Origin of the sequence: uncultured Tateyamaria sp. (assembly GCF_947497045.1) — a bacterium.
Lineage (GTDB): Bacteria > Pseudomonadota > Alphaproteobacteria > Rhodobacterales > Rhodobacteraceae > Tateyamaria.
In genome coordinates, this window is sequence record NZ_CANMEU010000016.1 from 32,863 (window position 1) to 53,899 (window position 21,037).

At 61.0% G+C, this 21,037-nt stretch carries 18 protein-coding genes; 6 read left to right on the forward strand and 12 right to left on the reverse strand.

Annotated elements, in window-relative coordinates:
• Window positions 1-7: 7 nt before the first annotated feature.
• Genes Q0859_RS20040 through xdhA form a run of 7 tightly spaced genes read right to left on the reverse strand, consistent with a single transcriptional unit; the run spans window position 8 to window position 8,540 of the window.
• Window positions 8-928 carry an ABC transporter permease gene (locus Q0859_RS20040; RefSeq protein WP_299154651.1) on the reverse strand — a complete coding sequence of 307 codons (921 nt, stop codon included), beginning with the start codon at window positions 926-928 and terminating at the stop codon, window positions 8-10.
• On the reverse strand, window positions 929-1,297 hold the full coding sequence (locus Q0859_RS20045; RefSeq protein WP_299154654.1) for a hypothetical protein: 369 nt from the start codon (window positions 1,295-1,297) through the stop codon (window positions 929-931). It abuts the gene before it with no gap.
• Window positions 1,294-2,379 (reverse strand): ABC transporter permease, encoded by a 1,086-nt coding sequence (locus tag Q0859_RS20050; RefSeq protein WP_299154657.1) that lies wholly within the window; start codon window positions 2,377-2,379, stop codon window positions 1,294-1,296. The genes Q0859_RS20045 and Q0859_RS20050 overlap by 4 nt, the downstream gene beginning before the upstream one ends.
• Window positions 2,380-2,433: 54 nt before the next feature.
• Entirely contained in the window at window positions 2,434-3,948 is a 1,515-nt protein-coding gene (locus Q0859_RS20055; protein WP_299154660.1) for an ABC transporter ATP-binding protein, read from the reverse strand.
• The gene (gene xdhC, locus Q0859_RS20060; protein WP_299154662.1) at window positions 3,945-4,868 is read right to left on the reverse strand and encodes a xanthine dehydrogenase accessory protein XdhC; all 924 of its coding nucleotides are present in this window, start codon (window positions 4,866-4,868) and stop codon (window positions 3,945-3,947) included. The genes Q0859_RS20055 and xdhC overlap by 4 nt, the downstream gene beginning before the upstream one ends.
• Entirely contained in the window at window positions 4,861-7,164 is a 2,304-nt protein-coding gene (gene xdhB / locus Q0859_RS20065; RefSeq protein WP_299154665.1) for a xanthine dehydrogenase molybdopterin binding subunit, read from the reverse strand. The genes xdhC and xdhB overlap by 8 nt, the downstream gene beginning before the upstream one ends.
• A complete protein-coding gene (xdhA, locus tag Q0859_RS20070; RefSeq protein ID WP_299154667.1) occupies window positions 7,161-8,540 on the reverse strand; it encodes a xanthine dehydrogenase small subunit in 1,380 nt (459 codons plus the stop codon). The genes xdhB and xdhA overlap by 4 nt, the downstream gene beginning before the upstream one ends.
• Before the next feature lie 212 nt (window positions 8,541-8,752).
• Between xdhA and dnaE the strand changes: the two genes are divergently transcribed.
• Both dnaE and Q0859_RS20080 read left to right on the forward strand, forming a co-directional pair.
• A complete protein-coding gene (dnaE, locus tag Q0859_RS20075; protein ID WP_299154669.1) occupies window positions 8,753-12,253 on the forward strand; it encodes a DNA polymerase III subunit alpha in 3,501 nt (1,166 codons plus the stop codon).
• A 76-nt stretch (window positions 12,254-12,329) separates the two neighbouring features.
• Complete coding sequence (locus Q0859_RS20080; protein ID WP_299154671.1) at window positions 12,330-13,382, forward strand: hypothetical protein; 1,053 nt, start codon at window positions 12,330-12,332, stop codon at window positions 13,380-13,382.
• 26 nt (window positions 13,383-13,408) lie between these two features.
• Here the strand turns inward: Q0859_RS20080 and Q0859_RS20085 are convergent, their stop codons facing one another.
• A complete protein-coding gene (locus Q0859_RS20085) occupies window positions 13,409-13,603 on the reverse strand; it encodes a SlyX family protein (RefSeq protein WP_299154692.1) in 195 nt (64 codons plus the stop codon).
• Window positions 13,604-13,719: 116 nt separating this feature from the next.
• Between Q0859_RS20085 and hisS the strand changes: the two genes are divergently transcribed.
• From hisS to hisG, 3 genes are read left to right on the forward strand one after another with little or no spacing between them, the layout of a single operon-like run.
• Window positions 13,720-15,195 carry a histidine--tRNA ligase gene (hisS, locus tag Q0859_RS20090; protein WP_299154672.1) on the forward strand — a complete coding sequence of 492 codons (1,476 nt, stop codon included), beginning with the start codon at window positions 13,720-13,722 and terminating at the stop codon, window positions 15,193-15,195.
• A complete protein-coding gene (locus Q0859_RS20095; protein WP_299154675.1) occupies window positions 15,192-16,262 on the forward strand; it encodes an ATP phosphoribosyltransferase regulatory subunit in 1,071 nt (356 codons plus the stop codon). The genes hisS and Q0859_RS20095 overlap by 4 nt, the downstream gene beginning before the upstream one ends.
• Window positions 16,259-16,948: an ATP phosphoribosyltransferase gene (gene hisG / locus Q0859_RS20100; RefSeq protein WP_299154677.1), complete on the forward strand. Its 690-nt coding sequence runs from the start codon at window positions 16,259-16,261 to the stop codon at window positions 16,946-16,948. The genes Q0859_RS20095 and hisG overlap by 4 nt, the downstream gene beginning before the upstream one ends.
• A 17-nt stretch (window positions 16,949-16,965) precedes the next feature.
• On the opposite strand, the gene Q0859_RS20105 is transcribed toward hisG, so the two are convergent.
• Window positions 16,966-17,316, reverse strand: coding sequence for a hypothetical protein (locus tag Q0859_RS20105; protein ID WP_299154680.1), 351 nt, complete (start codon window positions 17,314-17,316; stop codon window positions 16,966-16,968).
• 51 nt (window positions 17,317-17,367) lie between these two features.
• The gene (locus Q0859_RS20110) at window positions 17,368-17,799 is read right to left on the reverse strand and encodes a DUF1489 domain-containing protein (RefSeq protein WP_299154682.1); all 432 of its coding nucleotides are present in this window, start codon (window positions 17,797-17,799) and stop codon (window positions 17,368-17,370) included.
• A gap of 166 nt (window positions 17,800-17,965) precedes the next feature.
• Here Q0859_RS20110 and Q0859_RS20115 point away from each other — a divergent pair, with 166 nt between their 5' ends.
• The gene (locus Q0859_RS20115) at window positions 17,966-20,254 is read left to right on the forward strand and encodes an adenosylcobalamin-dependent ribonucleoside-diphosphate reductase (protein ID WP_299154685.1); all 2,289 of its coding nucleotides are present in this window, start codon (window positions 17,966-17,968) and stop codon (window positions 20,252-20,254) included.
• Between the two features lie 123 nt (window positions 20,255-20,377).
• Here Q0859_RS20115 and Q0859_RS20120 read toward each other — a convergent pair whose 3' ends face one another.
• The gene (locus Q0859_RS20120) at window positions 20,378-20,623 is read right to left on the reverse strand and encodes a helix-turn-helix domain-containing protein (protein WP_299154688.1); all 246 of its coding nucleotides are present in this window, start codon (window positions 20,621-20,623) and stop codon (window positions 20,378-20,380) included.
• Between the two features lie 118 nt (window positions 20,624-20,741).
• A complete protein-coding gene (locus tag Q0859_RS21575; protein ID WP_366523236.1) occupies window positions 20,742-20,945 on the reverse strand; it encodes a hypothetical protein in 204 nt (67 codons plus the stop codon).
• Window positions 20,946-21,037: the final 92 nt, after the last annotated feature.

Here is a 21,037-nt window from a genome sequence, read left to right on the forward strand (position 1 = left end):
GTGCCTCTTAACCCGAAGCGTGAAAGGTACGTCCCAGTGATCCGGGCGCGCGCGATTTGTCCGCCGAAAGAATCACCAGCACGATGATCGTTACGATGTAGGGGGACATTGCCAAATACTCGACCGGAATGGCAACGCCTGCGCCTTGCAGGTTCAACTGTAATTGGGTGATCCCGCCAAAAAGATAGGCACCCAGCAACACGCGCCATGGTTTCCATGATGCAAATACGACCAGAGCGAGTGCGATCCAGCCCACGCCCGCCGTCATGCCCTCGGTCCACTGTGGTACACGGACAAGGCTGATATAGGCCCCGCCCAAGCCCGCGCAGGCCCCGCCGAACAGGATCGCAAGGGTGCGGATGCGTTTGACCTTGTACCCAAGCGCGTGGGCCGCATCGTGATTTTCGCCGACCGCACGCAGAACCAGCCCTGTCCGGGTGAATTTCAGCGTGGCCCATGTCGCAGCCACGATGGCCAGCCCGATGTAGACAACCATATCATGTCCGAAAACGATTGGTCCGATGACGGGTATGTCTGCAAGTGGTCCAAGCGGAGTCGCCTCTACCCGGGGCGGTTTGATGCCCACATAGCTTTGGCCCATCAGCGCGGACAGCCCGAGCCCGAACAAGGTCAGCGCGAGGCCCGAGGCCACCTGATTGGCCAGCGCAATCTGGGTGAGAAATGCGAACAACAGGGACAACACCGCCCCGCCTATGGCCGCTGCGATGAACCCGACCGTGGGCGAGCCGATATTGACCGTGATGATGAACCCGCAGACCGCGCCGGTGATCATCATCCCCTCGACCCCAAGGTTCAGCACCCCTGCGCGCTCGACCACCAACTCGCCAATGGCGGCCAGCAAAATGGGGGTGGCCGCTGCGATCATGGCCGCGATCAGAAGGACAGGGTTGATGGCTGAAAGGTCCATTCAATAACGCTCCGGCAAGCAACGCAGAAGTGAGACGTCGTTGGTGTTGTGGATCATGTTCAGGATGATGACGTCGCTTTGGATACGCTGCGACAAGAGGCGGATTTCTGTTCCTGCGCGGCGTTCAGCCAGAACGGTTTTGGTGCCGATCATGGCGATTTGGTCCTCGTGCGGCACCCAGTGGCCCTTCCAGTCAAAGGCGGTCAGGGTGCTGTCCGTCTGTGCAAATCCCTCTGCCATTGCCACCCCGTCTGCGGCAAAAGTCAGTGACATCCGCACAGGCGCGTGAACATCTGCCCCGGTCCCGACTGCAAGCGGGCTGGTACAGTCCCATTGCGAGGCTACCAAAATCGCTGCCATACCGATCATGTTGTGACCTCTCCGGTTCCGAGCCGCACGCGGTAGTTCGTCAACACATCCAGCGCGAGCAGGAAAAACAAGAGCATCCCCTGAAACACCTGAATGGCCGCTGCGGGCAGGCCCAGCTGACTTTGCGCGATGTCGCCGCCGATATACGTGAGCGCCATCAATAGCCCTGCCGCCACGATCCCAAGCGGGTTCAGCCGCCCCAGAAAGGCGACGATGATCGCGGTGAATCCGTAGCCGACATTGAAGTCGATGCTGATCTGTCCAGCGGGGCCCGACACCTCGAACATCCCCGCCAGACCTGCCAGCAGACCCGATGTGCCAAGGCAAAACAGGATCAGACGGCCCGGATTGACGCCCCCGAATTTGGCGGCGCGCGGCGCTTCGCCGGTGACCCGGATGGCGAACCCCAGACGGTGTCGTGCCAGCAAGGCGTAAGCGAGAATGACCGCAACCAAGGCCGCCACCACGCCCCAATGCATGCCTGTACCTGCGATCAACTCGGCGTTGTGGGCGGATGCGTATTGTTGCAGGTTGCGCGATCCGGGAAAGCCGAACCCTTCGGGGTTTTTCAGCAGTCCCAAAGACATAGAGGCCAAAAGCTGTTCAGCCACATAGACCAGCATCAGGGACACCAAAATCTCGTTGGTGCCGAACTTCACCTTGAGCACGCCCGGGATCATCGCCCAGGCCCACCCCCCGAATGCACCTGCCAGTACCATCAGCGGAAAGATGAAGACGCTTTCGGTTGGGTAAAAGGCAAGGCCCGCGGCTGCGCCACAGATTGCGCCGACGATGTACTGCCCCTCGGCCCCGATGTTCCAGATGCCCGCTTTGAACCCCAAGGCGAGACCGATCGCTATCAGGACCAGCGGTGCCCCCTTGATCAGCAGTTGCGGTCGGTAGAAAAATGCGAACTCGCCAAAGACAGGTTCCCAAAAGATCGTGGTGATCGCCTGAAGCGGGTCCTTGCCCAAGACTGCGAACAACACCCCGCCAAAGATCATGGTGAGCAAAACGGCCAGAACGGGCGTTGCATAGGCCATGACGGCGCTTGGCTGTGGACGCGCCTCAAGCCGGATCATGGGCGGGGTCCCTTGTTTCTGTGTTTCACTGGCATCGTTTGTAATGGGTCAGTATCAAACATGCGCAACCTCGATCCCATGGGCTCCGCCCAACATCAGGCCAATCTGCTCCACATCCAGTTCCGATGTGGGGCGCGGCGCGCTCAGCCGTCCTTCGTTCAGAGCCGCAAACCGGTCCGAGATTTCCATCAACTCATCCAAATCCTGACTGATCACGACCACCGCTGCCCCCCCTGCCGCCAGATCCAGAAGGGATTGGCGAATGGCTGCGGCAGCGGCAGCATCCACGCCCCATGTCGGCTGGTTGACGACCAGCACCTCGGGGCGCTGCAACACTTCGCGTCCGATTACGAACTTCTGCAAATTTCCGCCGGACAGGGACCGGGCGGCATTGTCTGGCCCCGGCGTGCGCACGTCAAATTCCGCAATGATCCGTTCCGCAAAAGTGCGGGTTTTGGGCCAGTTCAGCAGCCCGCGCACAGACAGGCCTTCGCGTGCCGCCCCGGTCAGCATCGCATTTTCGGTGAGCGACATGTTGGGGGCGGCGGCATGGCCCAAACGTTCTTCGGGGGCGGACAGCACGCCAAGCCCGCGACGCATCTCGGGCGCGACGTTCGACAAATCCCGGCCCAGGAACGAAACCATGCCGGGTACGCAGGGGGTTTCGCCTGACAGCGCCGCCAACAACTCGTCCTGCCCGTTGCCCGCAACGCCCCCGATGCCAAGGACGTCGCCCGCGCGCACCTGAAACGTCACGTCCTTCAGGGCCATGCCAAAAGCCGACGGTGCGGGGGCAGAAAGCCCCGTCACATCCAGCACCACGTTGCCGGTGTTGTGTGCGGCGGCTTTGGGGGTTGCCAGCGTGCTGCCCACCATCAGTTCCGCCATGTCGCGGGCTGATGTATCGCGCGGAATACAGGTGCCGACCACCTTGCCCCCCCGCAGGATCGTGGCCGCATCACACAGGGCGCGAATTTCTTCGAGCTTGTGCGAGATATAGAGGATCGCGGTGCCCTCTGCGCTCAGCTTGCGCAGGGTTTCGAAAAGGATATCAACCTCTTGCGGGGTCAGCACTGAGGTCGGCTCGTCCATGATCAACAGCTTGGGGTCCTGAAGCAGACAGCGGATGATTTCGACGCGCTGCCGCTCTCCGGCGGACAGATCGCCCACCGTGCGGTCGGGTGATAGTGGCAGGCCATAGGTTTCGGACACATCGCGAATTTGCGTCGCGAGCGCCCGCATCGGGGGGGGCGTCTCCATGCCAAGGGCGATGTTTTCAGCCACGCTGAGCGCATCAAACAGGGAAAAGTGCTGGAACACCATGCCGACCCCGGCGCTGCGTGCGGCCCGCGGATCGGTCGGCACATAGTCGGTCCCGCGCATCTGCATCGTGCCGCTATCGGGTTTCACCAACCCGTAGATCATCTTGACCAACGTCGATTTCCCAGCCCCGTTTTCGCCAAGCAAAGCGTGGATTTCACCCGGAGCGATCTCGAGCGTCACCGCATCATTGGCAATGACCCCGGGATAGGCTTTGGTCAGGCCGCGCAGGGCAAGCAATGGGGTCACGCAAAGGTCTCCAGTGGCCGGTGTATGGTTTGCGACGCCATTGCTAGCCGATAGGCGACCCCAATCGCAATCAAATGTGGTTGTTTGCCAAGGCCTGGATCGCCGATGGGGCATTGAATGCGTGCGATTTTGTCGCTCGTGTGGCCCAGATCGGTCAGCCGTTTGCGAAAGCGCGCCCATTTGGTGGTGGATCCGATCAGCCCACAGGACGCAAAGGAATGGCGCAGCAGGGCGTGGCACAACGCGAGGTCAATCTCGTGGGAGTAGGTCAGAACCAGATGCTCTGCATCTTTGGGCGCAAAGGGTACGAGCGTCGTGGGATCAGCGGCGGGCACGATGGTAATATGTTCGGGCACAGTGCGCGGAAACCGGTCGGGTGCCGTGTCGACCCACGTGATCGCAAGGCCTGGAACCGGATGCAGTACATCCACCAGCGCGCGCCCCACATGCCCCGCCCCCCAAATCCAGAGAGGCCGGTCGGGGGCCTGCACAGGCTCGATCATCCAGCCATCATGCAAAGCTTCCGGAGGCTGCACCCCTTGATTGCGCGCAGTGCTAAGCGCCCGTTTGACGGCCAGCGGCATGGGCCCCGTGCCGCGCGCGAAAACATCCTCGGGTACAGCGCGGGCACGCGCTCCGTCAAACACCTCGCTCAGGATATCGACCGCGCCGCCGCAGCATTGGCCAAGGTCCGGCCCAAGCGCGTGACGGCTGTGCGTGTCGTGCAGCATGCCGCGCGTCTGTGCGGCCAGTTCAAATTCCAGTGCGCCGCCACCGATCGTGCCGGACTGCCCGTCTGCCCAGACATGCATCGCGGCACCCACCTCGCGTGGGGCCGAGCCGCGCACATCGGCCACAACCACCCGTACCACGCGGCCATGCGCTGTGCATTCCGCGATCAGACGGGCGCGGTCAAACATCGCCGCGTGCCTTGTGGATGGCGTGCATCACAGCCTCGCCGGTGGCGGGGGCCTGCAGGTCAGGATAGTGCGGCCCGCAGGCCGACGCGGCATCGCTGAGCGCAAGAAAGGCCGAGATGCCAAGCATCAGGGGCGGTTCGCCCACAGCCTTGGATTTATAGATGGTGTCGGCCCGGTTTTCGCCGTCCCAAAGGGCGACATTGAACACGTCGGGTCGATCACCGCAGGCCGGGATCTTGTATGTGGAGGGCGCGTGTGTACACAGCCGCCCTGCATCGTCCCAGACCAGTTCTTCGGTTGTTAGCCAGCCTGCCCCTTGCACATATCCGCCCTCGACCTGTCCGATGTCCAGGGCAGGGTTCAGCGAAGCGCCCGCATCGTGCAACACATCCGCGCGCAAAATGCGGTTTTCGCCCGTCAGCGTGTCGATGACGACTTCGGTGACGGCTGCCCCATAGGCAAAGTAGAAAAACGGGCGGCCATGCCCCTTGATACGGTCCCATTTGATGTCGGGTGTCTTGTAAAACCCGGTCGAGGACAGGCTGATGCGGGCCTGATGGGTGAGGGCCGCCACTTCGGCAAAGCTGTAGGTCGCCTCACCGGCAATCACCTGTCCGTCCGTGAACCGTACCGTGTCGGGTGCGCATTGATGCAGCTGTGCCAGATGCGTGGCCATACGGTCACGGATTGTATCGCAGGCGGCCTTGACGGCCATCCCGTTGAGATCGCTGCCGGACGAGGCGGCGGTGGCGGAGGTGTTGGGCACCTTGGCGGTGTCGGTTGCTGTAATCTTGATGGCGGCCATATCGATCCCAAAGCGACTGGCCGCGACCTGCGCCACCTTCTGGAACAGACCCTGACCCATTTCCGTGCCGCCATGGTTCAGGTGGATTGATCCGTCCGCATAGACATGCACCAGCGCGCCCGCCTGGTTGAGGTGGGTCAGCGTGAATGAGATGCCGAACTTGACGGGGCTGAGGGCGATGCCCTTTTTGAGCACAGGATTGGCAGCGTTCCACTGCGCAATGGCGGCGCGTCGCGCGTCGTAGTCAGATGAGGCACGCAACTGTTCAACCAAATCATCCAGAATAAAGTCGTCCACAACCTGGCCATAAGGCGTAGTCTGCGCCTTCTTTTGACCAGAAATACCGCCACCGGAGGTATAAAAGTTCCTTTGGCGCACCAGCAGCGGATCAAGGCCAAGGTAGGCGGCGATGTGATCCACGATCCGTTCCATCCCCAGCATCCCTTGCGGCCCGCCAAAGCCGCGAAAGGCGGTGGCGGATTGCGTATTGGTGCGCAAACGATGGCTTTCGATGCGCATATCCGGCAACCAATAGGCGTTGTCCGCATGCAGCATGGCCCGGTCAGCGACGGGCAGGGACAGATCCATCGCCCACCCGCAGCGGGTAAAGTGGCGCACATCCAGCGCGGTGATCCGCCCCTTAGCATCAAAGCCGACGTCGTAGTCGATGCGGAAATCGTGCCGCTTGCCCGTCACGATCATGTCGTCATCACGATCATAGCGCATCTTGCACGGCTTGCCGGTGCGCAGCGCGGCAACCGCGCAGGCGACGGCCAAGGCATTGCCCTGGCTTTCCTTGCCCCCAAATCCGCCCCCCATCCGCCGGGTTTCAACCCGCACGGCGTGCATGGGTTTGCCAATGGCTTCGGCCACTTTGTGCTGGATCTCTGTGGGGTGTTGGGTCGATGAGATGACGTGCATATCCCCGTCTTCGCCGGGCAGGGCGAGGGCGGCTTGCCCCTCGAGATAAAAGTGCTCTTGTCCGCCGATATGGAACTGGCCCGACAGGCTATTTTCGGCCTGGGCGAGGGCGCGCGCGGCATCCCCGCGTTCATAGATGCGCGGGCCGTCCTCAAACCGCGCGTCGGCGGCAAGCGCGTCTTCGATGCTGAAAGTCGGCGTGCTTTCCGCAATCTCGACCTTGGCCTGACGCGCTGCAAACCGCGCGGCGAGGTGCGACGTGGCGATCACCAAAAAGAGGGGCTGTCCGACATAATGCACGGTTTCCTTGGCGAGTAGTGGTTCGTCATGGGCGGAGGGCGAGACGTCATTATCGAACGGCAGATCATCCGCCACCACGACATCCACAACACCCGGAGCTGAGCGCGCAGCCTCAAGGTCAAGCGCCGTGATCCTGCCACTTGCCGACGTGCTGAGCCCAAAGGCGAGGTGCAATGTGCCGCTTGGCGTGGGCGTGTCATCGACATAGCGCGCGGCTCCGGTCACATGCAGATGGGCGGCGTCATGGGGCAGGGGGGTTGCGATGCTCATGGGGTGACCTCCAGCACATTTGCCGTCTGTCCCTGATCTTCGAGCCAAGCGCGCAACAGCATGTTTTGCGCGGCCTCCATCCGATAGCTGGCCGAGGCACGCATGTCCGAGAGTGGCGTAAAATCTTGGGACAGGGCGGTCATTGCCGCGGCGATTGTGGCCTCGTTCCATGAGTTGCCATTGAGCGCGGCCTCGGCCCAGCCAGCGCGGCACGGTGTGCCGGCCATCCCGCCAAAGGCAAGACGCGCTTGGGTCACGATGCCCTCGGTGACTTCGATCCAGAAACAGCCGCATACGGCCGAGATGTCCTGATCAAATCGTTTGGACAGTTTGTAGCAGCGCAGATGATCTGTGCGGCGCGGAATGCTGATGGCCTCGATGAACTCATTATCTGCGCGATCCTGCTTGCCATAAGCGACGAAAAAATCCTCCAGCGGCAAGGTGCGCGTCCCGTTGACGCTGCGCAGATGCAGCGTTGCATCGAGCGCGATCAACGCAGGGGAGCCATCCCCGATGGGTGACCCGTTGGCGACATTGCCCCCGATGGTCGCTGCGTTGCGCACCTGCACCGACCCGTAGCGCCGGATCAGTTCGGCAAAGGCGGGGTAGTGCGGCGCAATTGCGCGTTGCAGATCGCTGAGCGTTGTGGCCGCGCCAATGCGGATCGTATCGTCGCTGACGTCGACCCCCGCCAGTTCCGGAATGCGGTTGAGAAAGGCGACTGGCCCGAGGTCGCGGAAACCCTTGTTGACCCACAGCCCGACATCCGTCGCGCCTGCGATCAAGGTGCCTTGGGGGGTCTGATCCATCCACGTGGCGAGGGCTGCGGGCGTGATTGGGGGCTCTGCCCCCGCCTGCGGCTCCCCCGCGGTATTTTTGGTCAAAAGAAGGGGGGTGTCGTGCATGTGATCAGGGACGGGCGCATGTTCGGCCTCCTGGGCGGCGCGGATGATGGGGGCATAGCCGGTGCACCGGCACAGGTTTCCGGCCAGTTGCGTGTCGTGATCGGTGGCCCCGTTCAGGTGCGCGGTGGCCATTGTTGTTACGAACCCCGGCGTGCAGAAGCCGCATTGGCTGCCGTGGTGTTTGATCATCGCCTCTTGCACGGGGTGCAGGGTGCCGTCCGGCGCGGCGATCCCTTCGACGGTGCGGATCGCCTTGCCCTCGATCTGGGGCATGAACAGGATGCAGGCATTGAGCGCGCGGGCTCCGGTCTCATCTGTCACCATGACGGAGCAAGCCCCGCAGTCCCCTTCGTTGCAGCCTTCCTTGGTGCCGGTGAGGTTTCGATCCTCACGCAACCAATCCAGCAGGGTCGTGGTGGGGGACGTATCGGCGGTGACGGGTGTTCCGTTGAGGTGGAAACGCGTGCGCATGTGAACAGGACCTGCCGCTCTACCAAAGCCCATATCTGTGGCGCAGCCTCGATGCGGCGTAGAGGCGGGGCTCGGGCGGATCGGATGACAGGCTATGCGGGGGCGAGGGGGGTGGCAAGGGCGATTGCGGATTTGGCGGCGCCCTTGATTTGGTGTGCATAACTTTGCGGCACCACTGGATATGGGAGCTGTTGGTGTTCTAGGCTGGCCCCATGACAGACACGCCCCGATTCATTCACCTGCGCACCCATTCCGAATATTCGCTGCTGGAAGGGGCCATGCGCCTCAAGAAGCTGCCTGATCTGGTGCGTGGTGCAGGCATGCCAGCCATTGCGCTGACTGACACGAACAACATGTTCGCCGCCCTTGAGTTTTCGGTGGGGATGGCGGGCGCAGGCGTGCAACCCATCATCGGCTGTCAGGTTGACGTCCAATATGTAACGCCGCGCCCCGGCGAGCGGCCCCGCGATCCTGCGCCTGTCGTGCTCCTCGCCCAGAGTGAGGCAGGCTATGAGAACCTGATGAAGCTGAACTCGTGCCTGTATCTGCGCGTGGGGTCCGAATTGCCACATGTGACACTCGCTGAGTTGGCGGGCCATTCAGCGGGCCTGATTTGTCTGAGCGGTGGGCCGAATGGGCCTGTGGGCATGTTGCTGCAAGCCGGGCAACGTCCGGCGGCTGAGGCGGTGATGACACAACTGGCCGAGACGTTTGGCGATCGCCTGTATGTCGAATTGCAGCGGCATCCCGGCGAGGATGGCCAGCCCGAAGCGGAGCGGCTGAGCGAGCGTGGCCTTGTCGAGATGGCCTATGCGATGGACCTGCCACTGGTGGCGACCAACGATGTCTATTTCCCGAAACCGGAGATGTATGAGAGCCATGATGCGCTGATCTGCATTGCCGAAGGTGCCTATGTCGACCAGCAAGAACCGCGTCGCCGCCTGACTGCGCAGCACTATTTCAAGAGCCAGGCAGAGATGGTGACACTGTTTGCCGATCTGCCAGAGGCCATTGAAAATACGGTAGAAATAGCGCGCCGCTGTGCGTTTATGGCTTATCGGCGCGACCCGATCTTGCCCAAGTTCGCCGATGACGAGGTCGAGGAATTGCGCCGTCAGGCCAATGCCGGGTTGGTCGAGCGGCTGAAGGTCATTCCACATGCGGCCAGCGTCGAGGAATACCAAAAACGGCTCGATTTCGAGTTGGATATCATCGAGGGTATGGGCTTTCCCGGCTATTTCCTGATCGTTGCCGACTTCATCAAATGGGCCAAGGATGAGAATATCCCCGTTGGTCCCGGACGTGGCTCGGGTGCGGGATCGCTCGTGGCCTATGCGCTGACGGTCACCGATCTTGATCCCTTGCGTTATGCCTTGCTGTTTGAGCGGTTCCTGAACCCCGAACGGGTCAGCATGCCCGACTTTGACATCGACTTTTGCATGGATCGGCGCGAGGAAGTCATCCGCTATGTCCAGCGGAAATATGGGCGCGACAAGGTGGGGCAGATCATCACCTTTGGCGCGCTATTATCCAAGGCAGCGGTGCGCGATATCGGTCGCGTGCTGCAAATGCCTTATGGGCAAGTAGATCGCCTCAGCAAGCTGATCCCGGTCGAGGGGGTCAAACCTGTCAGCATCGAAAAGGCGTTGACGGATGAGCCGCGTCTGCGCGAAGAGGCCCGCAATGAAGAGGTCGTCGCGCGGCTGCTCGAATACGGCCAACAGGTTGAGGGGTTGTTGCGCAATGCGTCGACCCACGCTGCCGGGGTGGTGATTGGTGACCGCCCGCTGGATGCGCTGGTGCCGCTGTATCAGGACCCGCGATCCGATATGCCCGCGACCCAGTTCAACATGAAATGGGTGGAGCAGGCGGGGCTGGTCAAATTCGACTTTCTGGGGCTCAAGACCCTGACCGTGATCCAGAATGCCGTGGATCAGATTTTGGCTTCGGGCCGTACACTGCATACGGCAGCGGACGGAACTGAATTATACGTGCCCGCCGAGGGTATGGAGAACGATATTGGCGGCATCCCTCTTGATGATGATGCGTCTTACAAACTCTATGCGTCTGCCAAAACGGTTGCGGTGTTTCAGGTGGAAAGCTCGGGCATGATGGATGCCCTCAAGCGAATGAAACCGGACTGTATCGAGGATATCATCGCTTTGGTCGCGCTCTATCGTCCGGGGCCCATGGAGAACATTCCAAAGTTCTGCGAGGTGAAAAACCAGCTGTCAGAACGCGAGTTGTTGCACCCCACCATCGATCATATCCTGGACGAGACCCAAGGCATCATCGTCTATCAGGAACAGGTGATGCAGATCGCGCAGGAGATGGCGGGTTATAGCCTTGGCGGGGCGGATCTGCTGCGCCGCGCGATGGGCAAAAAGATCCAGGAGGCGATGGACGCCGAGCGACCAAAATTCCTGAAAGGTGCGGCTGAAAACGGCGTTGACGAACCCAAGGCGGTTGAGGTCTGGAACCTGCTCGACAAGTTCGCCAACTACGGTTTCAACAAGTCACATGCGGCAGCGTATGCTGTGGTCAGCTACCAGACCGCATGGCTCAAGGCGAACCACCCGGTCGAGTTCATGGCCGGGGTGATGAACTGTGATATTCACCTGACGGACAAGCTGGGCGTCTATTTCGAAGAAGTGCGCAAATCGCTGGACCTGCCTTGGGTGCCACCTTGCGTGAACCGGTCGGATGCGACGTTCAAAGTAGTGGATGGCGCGCTGGTCTATGCGCTTGGGGCATTGAAAAACGTCGGGGTCGAGGCGATGCGCCTCGTGGTCGATGGGCGGGGCGACAAACCCTTTGCGACCCTGTTTGACATGGCCCGCAGGGTCGATCTGAAACGGGTGGGCAAACGCCCGCTTGAGATGCTTGCGCGGTCGGGCGCGTTTGATCAGCTTGATCCGAACCGGCGTCGCGTGTTTGACGCGCTGGATGCGTTGTCGGCCTATTCCGCAGCGGTGCATGATCAGAAATCGTCAAACCAGGTGTCGTTGTTTGGTGAGGCGGGAGATGATCTGCCTGAACCCCGCATGATGCCCGTCGATGACTGGTTGCCCGCTGAACGGTTGGGCGAGGAACACAAAGCCGTCGGCTTTTACCTCTCGGGACACCCCCTGGATGACTATATGGGGCAGTTGAAACGCAAGGGGGTCATCACCCTCGACGAGGTGATTGCCAAGGCCGAACGCCAGCCGTTGGTTGCAAAGTTGGCGGGTGTTGTGTCGGGTCTGCAAATCCGTAAATCCGCGCGCGGCAACCGGTTCGCGTTTTGTCAGATGTCAGACACGACGGGCGCTTACGAGGTGACGTTGTTCTCCGAAAGCCTTGAAAAGGCACAGGATACTCTGGAAACCGGGGCCAAGGTGATTGTCACCGTCGAGGCGACGATGGAAAGTGAACAGCTGAAATTGCTGGGTCGCTCGGTTGTGCCCGTGGACACGGTCGTGGCGGATGCGGGCGGCATGGGCCTGCGCATCTTTGTCGAAGTCCCCGCTGCGCTGGCTTCGGTTGCGACCGTTCTTGAGGGGGCCGCGCAAGGGGCCAAAACTGCGGGGCGCGGGCCGATCACGCTGTGCCTGCGCGACGACAGCCTGCCCGGCGAGGTCGAGATGGATCTGGGCGCAGACTTTCCGGTCACGCCCCAGATCAAAGGGGCCATCAAATCCCTTTCCGGCGTGATCGAAGTTCAGGAAATGTAGGCGCGCGCGTCGCTGACTGGACGACAAGCCCCCTTGGCGCTAAGTCTAAGTGCAGCAGAGGTGGGGGGAGAAACCAATGCGCAAGGTGTGGCTGACATCCGGGATCGTCTGTGCGTTGGGTGCGTGCAATGACCCCATGTCGCGGATCGAGACAGTTCCTCAAGATGCGCCGTTGACCCCGTTCGACGCAAGCGCGGCCCTGCCAAGTGAGGCGGAGCTTGCGCGCGAAGAAAGCGTGTTGGCCGGCCTGTTTCGCGCGGATGAACCCGTGCCCAAGGATGATGTAACCGGTGAGACCGCGGTTGAGGCGGATCCTGTGACCCCGGCTGACGCTGACGGGCAAGCGGTTGATCTGCAAACGGATATTAACGCAACAGTGGCCGTAGTTGTCTCGCCCGAGCCCGCACCGCGACAGGGCAGGATCGTGGGCTGGTTGCGCCGCGCCGCAACCGCCGAAGCGGCCGTGCAAAGCGATAGCGACGAGGAGACTGCGGTGGCTATAGCGGAACCGCAAATCGACGACGCACCCGAGCAGGTTGTCGCGCTTGAACTGGATCAATCGGCATCGTCAACCGACGCCAATCAACCCATGCGGACCCTGCTTGGAGGGGGCAAAAATGCACCCCGCTCCGGCCCGGATGCGCGCGATGTGCCGCTTGGCACGGTGCTTGCCTTCGGCGACATTGCGCGGGTCTGCGAGGCAAAGCCCGCCCAACTCGGCACACTTGTGGACCAGGGGGCGCGCAAGGGGCGAGGATACAAACTATTCGATACGGTTCCGGATGGTGCGAGGCCGCGCACGTTCTACGTCACAGGGTTCGCCGACAACTGCCCACGTCAGTTTACAGCGTCGCTTGCACTGTTTGGTGCGCCGGAATTTCACGAGCAACTCCGCTATGGACTGCCCGCCAAGGAGTACCCCTATTCGACGACGGATCAGGCTTATGAAAAAGTGAAGGGCAAAGTGTGCAATGTCGGGCGCAGCAAACCTTGTGGTGCGCGTATTTCACGGCTGGACCGGACCACGGTGTTCGTAAGCGCCTACGAGAATTTCGGAGAGAATGCGCGTTGGGCGGATATGCTGCTGCACGATGGCGCGATATTGGCAAAATCGCTCAAACGGCCCTGAGCGGCCTGATGCCCGCAGCAGCCATCTCAGTAATGCGGTGGTCTCTCATCCCCGACCACGATGCCGCCACCGCCCTGCGCCTCGCGCTCGGCCTCGCGTGCCATCAACATTTGCGCGCGCCGTGTCAGAATGGCGAGTTCCGTTTCCTGCCGTGCAACCACATCTGACAGGTCCTCCACGGTCCGTGTCAGGTGCGCAATCTGCTCTTCAAGTCGTTCGATCCGTGTGTCCATACCCCCTCATTTGCGCCAATCTGGGCGCGTGCGCAACCCAAGCACGCCTTGCCCCCTTTGGCCACCTGCGATATGGCCCGCGCGATCCCTATCGGAGTGGCATCATGGCCAAGCCCAAAAAGACCCCCCGCCCCAAGGCGCAGACGCCCAAGGGGTTTGCAGACTACTTTGGCACGGATGTGCGCGACCGCAACGAAATGCTGCGCGCCATCGCCGATGTCTATCATCGCTATGGCTTTGACGCCTTCGAAAGCAGCGCAGTCGAGACGGTCGAGGCACTGGGCAAGTTCCTGCCCGACGTGGATCGCCCGAACGAGGGTGTCTTTGCATGGCAGGAAGAGGACGGCGATTGGCTGGCCCTGCGCTATGACATGACCGCCCCTTTGGCGCGCGTATATGCCCAGCACCGCAATGATTTGCCTACACCCTATCGTCGTTTCACCATGGGTCCAGTGTGGCGCAACGAAAAGCCGGGGCCGGGTCGGTTTCGCCAGTTTTATCAGTGCGATGCGGATACGGTGGGCACGGCCAGCATGGCCGCGGATGCCGAGATTTGCGCGATGCTGTCCGATACGCTTGAGGCCGTCGGCATTCCACGCGGCGACTACGTGATCCGCATCAACAACCGCAAAGTGTTGAACGGCGTCATGGAGGTTGCGGGCCTTTCCGGCGACGACAAAGAGGCCGAGCGCGGCATCGTACTGCGTGCGATCGACAAGCTGGACCGGCTTGGTCCGGATGGCGTGCGGGCGCTGTTGGGTGCGGGCCGCAAGGACGAGAGCGGGGATTTCACGGAAGGGGCCGGTCTTGGCGATCCCCAGGCCGAAGTCGTCATGGGCTTTATGCAGGCCAAAAGAGAGACGGGCGTCGAAACCATCGCGCGTCTGCGAGACTTGGTTCAAGGCTCGGACATTGGGGCCACAGGCGTTGATGAACTTGAAGAGATTGCTGGATTGTTGGACGCGGCGGGGTATGGATCGGATCGGGTCGAGATCGACCCCTCGGTCGTCCGCGGCCTCGGCTACTACACCGGTCCCGTTTACGAGGCCGAACTGACCTTTGAGGTCACCGACGACAAGGGCCGCCCGCGCAATTTCGGATCGGTGGCGGGGGGCGGTCGCTATGACGACCTCGTCAAACGCTTCACCGGTCAGGAGGTGCCCGCCACGGGTGTCTCCATCGGTGTGGACCGCCTGTTGGCGGCCTTGCGGGCGACAAATCGCATTGGCACCGCAGCGCCGGGACCGGTCGTCGTGACCGTCATGGATCGCGACCGCATGGCCGACTATCAGGCGATGGTGGCTGAACTGCGCGAGGCTGGCATCCGGGGCGAAGTCTATCTGGGCAACCCCAAGAACTTCGGCAACCAGTTGAAATACGCCGACAAACGTGGGTCGCCCGTCGCCATCATCGAAGGCGGCGACGAGAAAGAGCGCGGGGTCGTCCAGATCAAGGACCTCGTTCTGGGCGCAAAGATTGCCGAAACCGCCACCCATGACGAGTGGAAGGATCGGCCCAGCCAGTTCGAAGTGCCTCGCGCGCAAATGCTCGCCAAAGTACGTGAGATCCTTGAGGGATGAGCACGCCCCGCGCCCGTGCATTGGCTTTGCGTGCTGAGTTCGAAGCGGCGGGCGCGCGCGTGGTCGAGCCGCCCGTTTTGCAACCCGCAGAGCTGCTCTTGGACCTTTACGGCGAGGATATCCGCGCCCGTGCCTATGTGACCTCTGATGCCTTGCGCGGCGAACAGATGCTGCGCCCTGACTTTACGGTTCCGGTCGTGCAGATGCACATGGCGGATGGCGCGGAGCCGGCCCGCTACACCTATGCGGGCGAGGTGTTTCGCCGTCAGGAAGATGACGCAGAGCGGGCCAATGAGTATTGGCAGGTCGGCTATGAGGTCTTTGACCGAGCGGATCCTCCAGCCGCGGATGCTGAGGTTTTTACGTTGATTGCCAGTGCTTTGACCCATCTGCCGTTGCACCCGGTGACCGGGGACATCGGGATATTGATGGCGGCTGTGGATGGCTTGCAAACCTCGGACCGTCGCAAGGCGGCCCTGCGCCGCCACATTTGGCGACCTCGCCGATTTCGTGCGCTGCTGGATCGGTTTGGCGGGCGCGTTCCTGTCCCTGAAAGCCGTGCCGCATTGATCGCGGGTGACGTCACAAGCACCGCACCCCTCACCGGATTGCGCACGCAGTCCGAAATCGATGCGCGCGTTGCCGCGTTGCGCGCGGATGCAGTTGAGCCGCCCATTGGCGCGCAGGAGCTCGAAGGCCTTGAGGCGTTGCTGGCCGTGCGCGAAACGGTCCCCTTTGCCTTGCAACAGTTGAATGACCTGAGCGTTGACCTGCCCGCGATCAAGCCTGCGGTACGCCGCTTTTCGGCCCGCGCAGAGGCGTTGCGCGCGCGGGGCATTGATGTGGATGCGTTGGCCTTCGAGGCCAGCCATGGGCGCACGCTGATGGAATATTATGACGGCTTTGTCTTTGCGTTTTATGCGGATGGCCGCCCTGATCTGCCCCCGATTGCGAGCGGTGGTCGCTATGACGCCCTGACACGGCGCCTTGGGGGCGGCGATGAAATCCCCGCGGTCGGCGCTGTTTTGCGCCCCGGTCTGATGGTCGAGTTGGAGGGTGCCCCATGACGATCAAACTGGGTGTGCCGTCCAAGGGGCGGCTGATGGACAAAACCTTTGACTGGTTTGCCAGACGCGGCGTGACCCTGACGCGCACGGGCTCGGATCGCGAATACGCGGGGGCCGTGGCCGGGATCGACGGTGTGGCGCTGGTGCTGTTGTCCGCTGGTGAAATCCCCCGGGAGCTGGCGGCGGGGCGTATCCATCTGGGTGTCACGGGCACGGACCTTGTTCAGGACAAGTTGCCGCTGTGGGAACAACAGGTCGAACCGGTTGTCGAAATGGGCTTTGGTCACGCCGATCTGGTGCTGGCGGTGCCGACCGCGTGGGTTGATGTGGACTTGACCGATGATCTGGATGCGGTTGCGGCGATGTTCAGGGCGCGGCACGGGTTTCGACTACGCATTGCCACGAAATATCACAGGCTTGTCCGCGAGTTCCTGCGCGATGCAGGGGTCGCGGACTACGCGCTTGTCGACAGCCAGGGCGCAACCGAAGGCACGGTCGCAAACGAAACTGCCGAGGCGATTGCCGATATCACGTCCAGCGGAGAGACGCTGAGCGCCAACCACCTCAAGGTGCTGTCAGATGGGTTGATCCTGGCCAGTCAGGCGACGCTCTGGCGCAGTCGAGTGGCCCCGCTTGCGGATGCGGATCGCTCAACGCTTTTTGACCTTATTGAACGTCTGCACTGAAGCTTGAAAATGCCGGCTCAGCGTTTCTTCCAAGTGCCAACACCGTTGTGGCACTCGGCCCGCCCTGTGGCCTCAAAATTACACCAGCCTCCGGGTGTTTTGATTGATAGCAGGCTGGCCGAGTGATCTGTAACTGGGCGGTCCTTCAGGACGTTTTTGCTTTCGTTGTATTTGAGGCGAAAGGTCTTGCCCTTCAGCGTCCCGCTACTGAACTTTGCAACAACGACGTCGCCATTGCTAAGCAATGGGCCGGACGCGGCAAACGTCGGAATTGAAAGAGCGGCGGACACGATAGCCGCGCGAAAAAAGGGTGAAGGGGGGGCGGAATAGGTCACTGCAAAGGTCCTTATGACAAGATAGATGACCATGAGTGGGTTTTGCTCGTGAGGCTGTCAAGGCGCTGCGAGGGGTGCGGAGTTCTACAACACCCCGATTTCAGCAAGGGCACGGTTCAACTCGGTGGGCAGGGGGTCTTCGGCGCTGCGCCCCTTTGGCAAGTCGGGGGGCGTATCCGCAGGTTTGAGGTAACGCCAGCCTTGGAAGGGGCGCTTGAGGGCGGTTTGTACGCGGATCAGGTCAGGGTCGGACACGATGGCGCAGCGTCGAATGCCGTCGCTGCCGATCACTTCGTCCAGGCGCAGGATGCGCTGACGACAGGTCAGTACGCCCTTGATCACCCAATAGATCGAACCGCCATTCAGGATTTCAGCCTCGCGTTTTGGCCACATGCGCGTTACGTGTCGAGGCAACCCATCCTTGGTCTGCGCCCGTTTTGAGGACTGCCACGCAAGGATGTCCTCATAGGTTTCGCTGCCGACGGACAGTTTGATCAGGTTGATAAAGTTATCCACAGAGTCGTCCCCAAGCCACACTTCATATTGTAGTGTCCTGTGTCGTTTCTGCAATGAGTAGTGTTTGTCGCAGGGATTTACCGTGGCATTTTCCCGCCCACCGCGATAGGCTGGCTGCCTGCCAAGGCAGCCGAAAGATTCGGCTGTGACCAACGGGGATGCTTCCATGACACGCTTTGCCGCACCGATCGCCGAACAGATTTGGGACATGAAGTATCGCTTTAAGGAGGCGGACGGTACCCCGATTGACACGACAGTCGAAGACAGCTGGCGGCGCGTTGCCCGTGATCTCGCGCAGGTCGAAAGCGACCCGGCGGCGTGGGAAGACACGTTTTACGCCGCGCTGGAAGATTTCAAATTTCTGCCTGCGGGTCGGATCACCGCAGGTGCGGGCACGGCCCGGTCCGTCACCTTGTTCAACTGCTTTGTCATGGGCACGATCCCCGACAGTATGGGTGGCATCTTCGAGATGTTGAAAGAGGCCGCACTGACCATGCAGCAGGGTGGTGGCATCGGCTATGATTTCTCGACCATTCGGCCCAAAGGGGCAGGGGTCAAAGGCGTGGCGGCGGATGCGTCCGGACCCTTGTCGTTCATGGATGTGTGGGATGCGATGTGCCGCACCATCATGTCCGCAGGGTCGCGTCGCGGCGCGATGATGGCCACAATGCGCTGCGATCACCCCGATATTGAGGATTTCATTACCGCCAAGTCTGACGCGGCCCGGCTGCGCATGTTCAACGTTTCGGTCCTGATCACCGATGCGTTCATGGAGGCGGTGAAGGCGAACGGGTCGTGGGATCTGCTGTTTGACGGTGTGGTCTACAAAACCGTGCAGGCTCGCGATCTGTGGGACGGGATCATGCAGTCGACCTATGATTACGCTGAGCCGGGTGTGATCTTCATCGACCGGATCAACGCGGCCAATAACCTGAACTATTGCGAAACGATTGCGGCGACGAACCCTTGCGGCGAACAACCTTTGCCGCCTTACGGGGCTTGCCTGCTTGGCTCGATCAACCTGGCGCGGTTGGTGAGCAACCCGTTTGAGACAGGTGCCGCGCTGGATGCGGATGGCCTTGCGGGACTGGTCCAGACGGCTGTGCGCATGATGGACAATGTGGTGGATGCGTCGAAATTCCCGCTTGAGGCGCAGGCCCGCGAGGCGGCCGCCAAACGCCGGATCGGCCTTGGTGTCACGGGGTTGGCCGATGCGCTGTTGATGGTCGGTTTGCGCTATGGATCCGACGAGGCGGCGCGTCAGACCGAACGTTGGCTGAAAGCGATTGCTCGCGCCGCATATCTGGCGTCGGTTGATTTGGCACGGGAAAAGGGCGCGTTTCCCTTGTTTGACGCCGCAGGATATCTGGCGAGCGGCACCATGCAGGCCATGGACGATGATGTGCGTGACGCCATTGCCGAACACGGCATCCGCAATGCGCTGCTGACCTCGATCGCGCCAACGGGGACCATTTCGCTATATGCTGGTAATGTGTCCAGCGGGATCGAGCCGGTCTTTGCCTATGCCTACACCCGCAAAGTGCTGCAAAAGGACGGCTCGCGCACCGAGGAAGAGGTCGTGGACTACGCCGTACAGATGTGGCGCGACCTCAAGGGTGACGCGGAACTGCCCGACTATTTTGTCAATGCCCAGACCCTGTCGCCCGCCGATCATGTCAAGATGCAGGCGGCGGCGCAGAAATGGGTCGACTCGAGCATCTCGAAAACCATCAACTGCCCCGAAGACATCGACTTTGATGCGTTCAAAGACGTCTACATGCAGGCCTGGGACACAGGGTGCAAAGGCTGCACGACCTATAGGCCCAATGCGGTGACGGGCTCGGTGCTGAGCGTGGCCGAAGAAAAGCCCGCCCAAACGCCTGTCATGGCCGATGGCGACGACGAGCCGATGCAACCCCATGGCGACGTGATCTATATGGCTGAACCGCTGGATCGCCCCAACGCGCTTGAGGGCAGCACCTACAAGGTCAAGTGGCCCGACAGCGAACACGCGCTTTACATCACCATCAACGATCTGGTGATCGGCGGGCATCGTCGCCCGTTCGAGGTGTTCATCAACTCCAAGAACATGGAGCATTTTGCCTGGACTGTGGCGCTGACTCGCATGATTTCCGCAGTGTTCCGGCGCGGTGGCGACGTCAGTTTCGTGGTCGAGGAATTGAAAGCCGTGTTTGATCCGCGCGGCGGGGCCTGGATGCAGGGCAAGTATATCCCTTCGATCCTGGCCGCGATCGGGCGCGTGATCGAACAGCACATGATCGCGACCGGGTTTATCGCGGGCGAGGGCATGGGGTTGAAATCCGACCCAAAGGCCGAGGTCGTCGGCCTTGATGCACCGCGCGGCAAGGCGTGTTCGTCTTGTGGCAGCTATGAGTTACGGATGGTTGAGGGATGCATGACCTGCGCATCCTGCGGGTTTTCCAAATGTGGATAGCAGTGCTGATCGTTGGTGTTGTTGAAACGCGTCACCCGACATGACCTTTTGGGTCACGAAACGGCCACTCCCTAAAAACCTATGGGTCGAGGCGAGTCAAAAAAATAACATTAATTCAATGGGCTAGGTTTCTCGAAGCAGTTCTTCGATTTCTGAGACAAGCGCTGTCATCGTCGTCTCAAGTCCTATGCTGAGCCCGTTTATCTTATCAAGTGTCGGTTGATGCTTTTGCGTTTCCAGCAGAGAGATGTAACGCATCGAAACACCAGCCCTATGGGCCAGTTCTTCTTGAGTTAGCCCAAGCTGGGTCCGGCGTCTACGTACCACAAATGCAAATGAACTGAGTAACTTATCCGATTGCTCTTCCATGCAAACGGCTTCTCGGGTCTTTACGATTCCGTCTATGAAGTATACTATGAATCGTGGGAATTGTTTGCCTAGCTACCTTCTCTGTTGGAGGTCTGACAAAGGCTCGTCTGCGGCCGCGTCAAGAACCAAAAACAGCGAAAACTGGTAAACATATAATCCAGTATTCAGCGCAAGCTCTTGAGGAGGAATTTAATGACTCAAAGCGATTTCGAGGCCAGGTTTGCCCCAGTATTTGCGCTGAAGGCAGTCGGTCACAGAGCGACTGATACTCTTCCATGTCGCGGAATACTCCGATCAGAACGGCGTCCAGCTCACCGGTCACGCCATAGGCTTGCAGTGTAACCCGTCACGGCCTTTGAGACAGACAGCATTGTTTTGCTAAGGGAGTGTCTTTCGCTCATCGTAACCCTTGGA

Coding starts and splice junctions, on each gene's coding strand:
- xdhC (WP_299154662.1), bottom strand. CDS start 4,868: ATGTTTGACCGCGCCCGTCTGATCGCGGAATGCACAGCGCATGGCCGC.
- Q0859_RS20050 (WP_299154657.1), bottom strand. CDS start 2,379: ATGATCCGGCTTGAGGCGCGTCCACAGCCAAGCGCCGTCATGGCCTAT.
- Q0859_RS20045 (WP_299154654.1), bottom strand. CDS start 1,297: ATGATCGGTATGGCAGCGATTTTGGTAGCCTCGCAATGGGACTGTACC.
- dnaE (WP_299154669.1), top strand. CDS start 8,753: ATGACAGACACGCCCCGATTCATTCACCTGCGCACCCATTCCGAATAT.
- Q0859_RS20080 (WP_299154671.1), top strand. CDS start 12,330: ATGCGCAAGGTGTGGCTGACATCCGGGATCGTCTGTGCGTTGGGTGCG.
- hisS (WP_299154672.1), top strand. CDS start 13,720: ATGGCCAAGCCCAAAAAGACCCCCCGCCCCAAGGCGCAGACGCCCAAG.
- Q0859_RS20105 (WP_299154680.1), bottom strand. CDS start 17,316: ATGGTCATCTATCTTGTCATAAGGACCTTTGCAGTGACCTATTCCGCC.
- xdhB (WP_299154665.1), bottom strand. CDS start 7,164: ATGAGCATCGCAACCCCCCTGCCCCATGACGCCGCCCATCTGCATGTG.
- Q0859_RS20095 (WP_299154675.1), top strand. CDS start 15,192: ATGAGCACGCCCCGCGCCCGTGCATTGGCTTTGCGTGCTGAGTTCGAA.
- Q0859_RS20120 (WP_299154688.1), bottom strand. CDS start 20,623: ATGGAAGAGCAATCGGATAAGTTACTCAGTTCATTTGCATTTGTGGTA.
- Q0859_RS20115 (WP_299154685.1), top strand. CDS start 17,966: ATGACACGCTTTGCCGCACCGATCGCCGAACAGATTTGGGACATGAAG.
- xdhA (WP_299154667.1), bottom strand. CDS start 8,540: ATGCGCACGCGTTTCCACCTCAACGGAACACCCGTCACCGCCGATACG.
- Q0859_RS20040 (WP_299154651.1), bottom strand. CDS start 928: ATGGACCTTTCAGCCATCAACCCTGTCCTTCTGATCGCGGCCATGATC.
- hisG (WP_299154677.1), top strand. CDS start 16,259: ATGACGATCAAACTGGGTGTGCCGTCCAAGGGGCGGCTGATGGACAAA.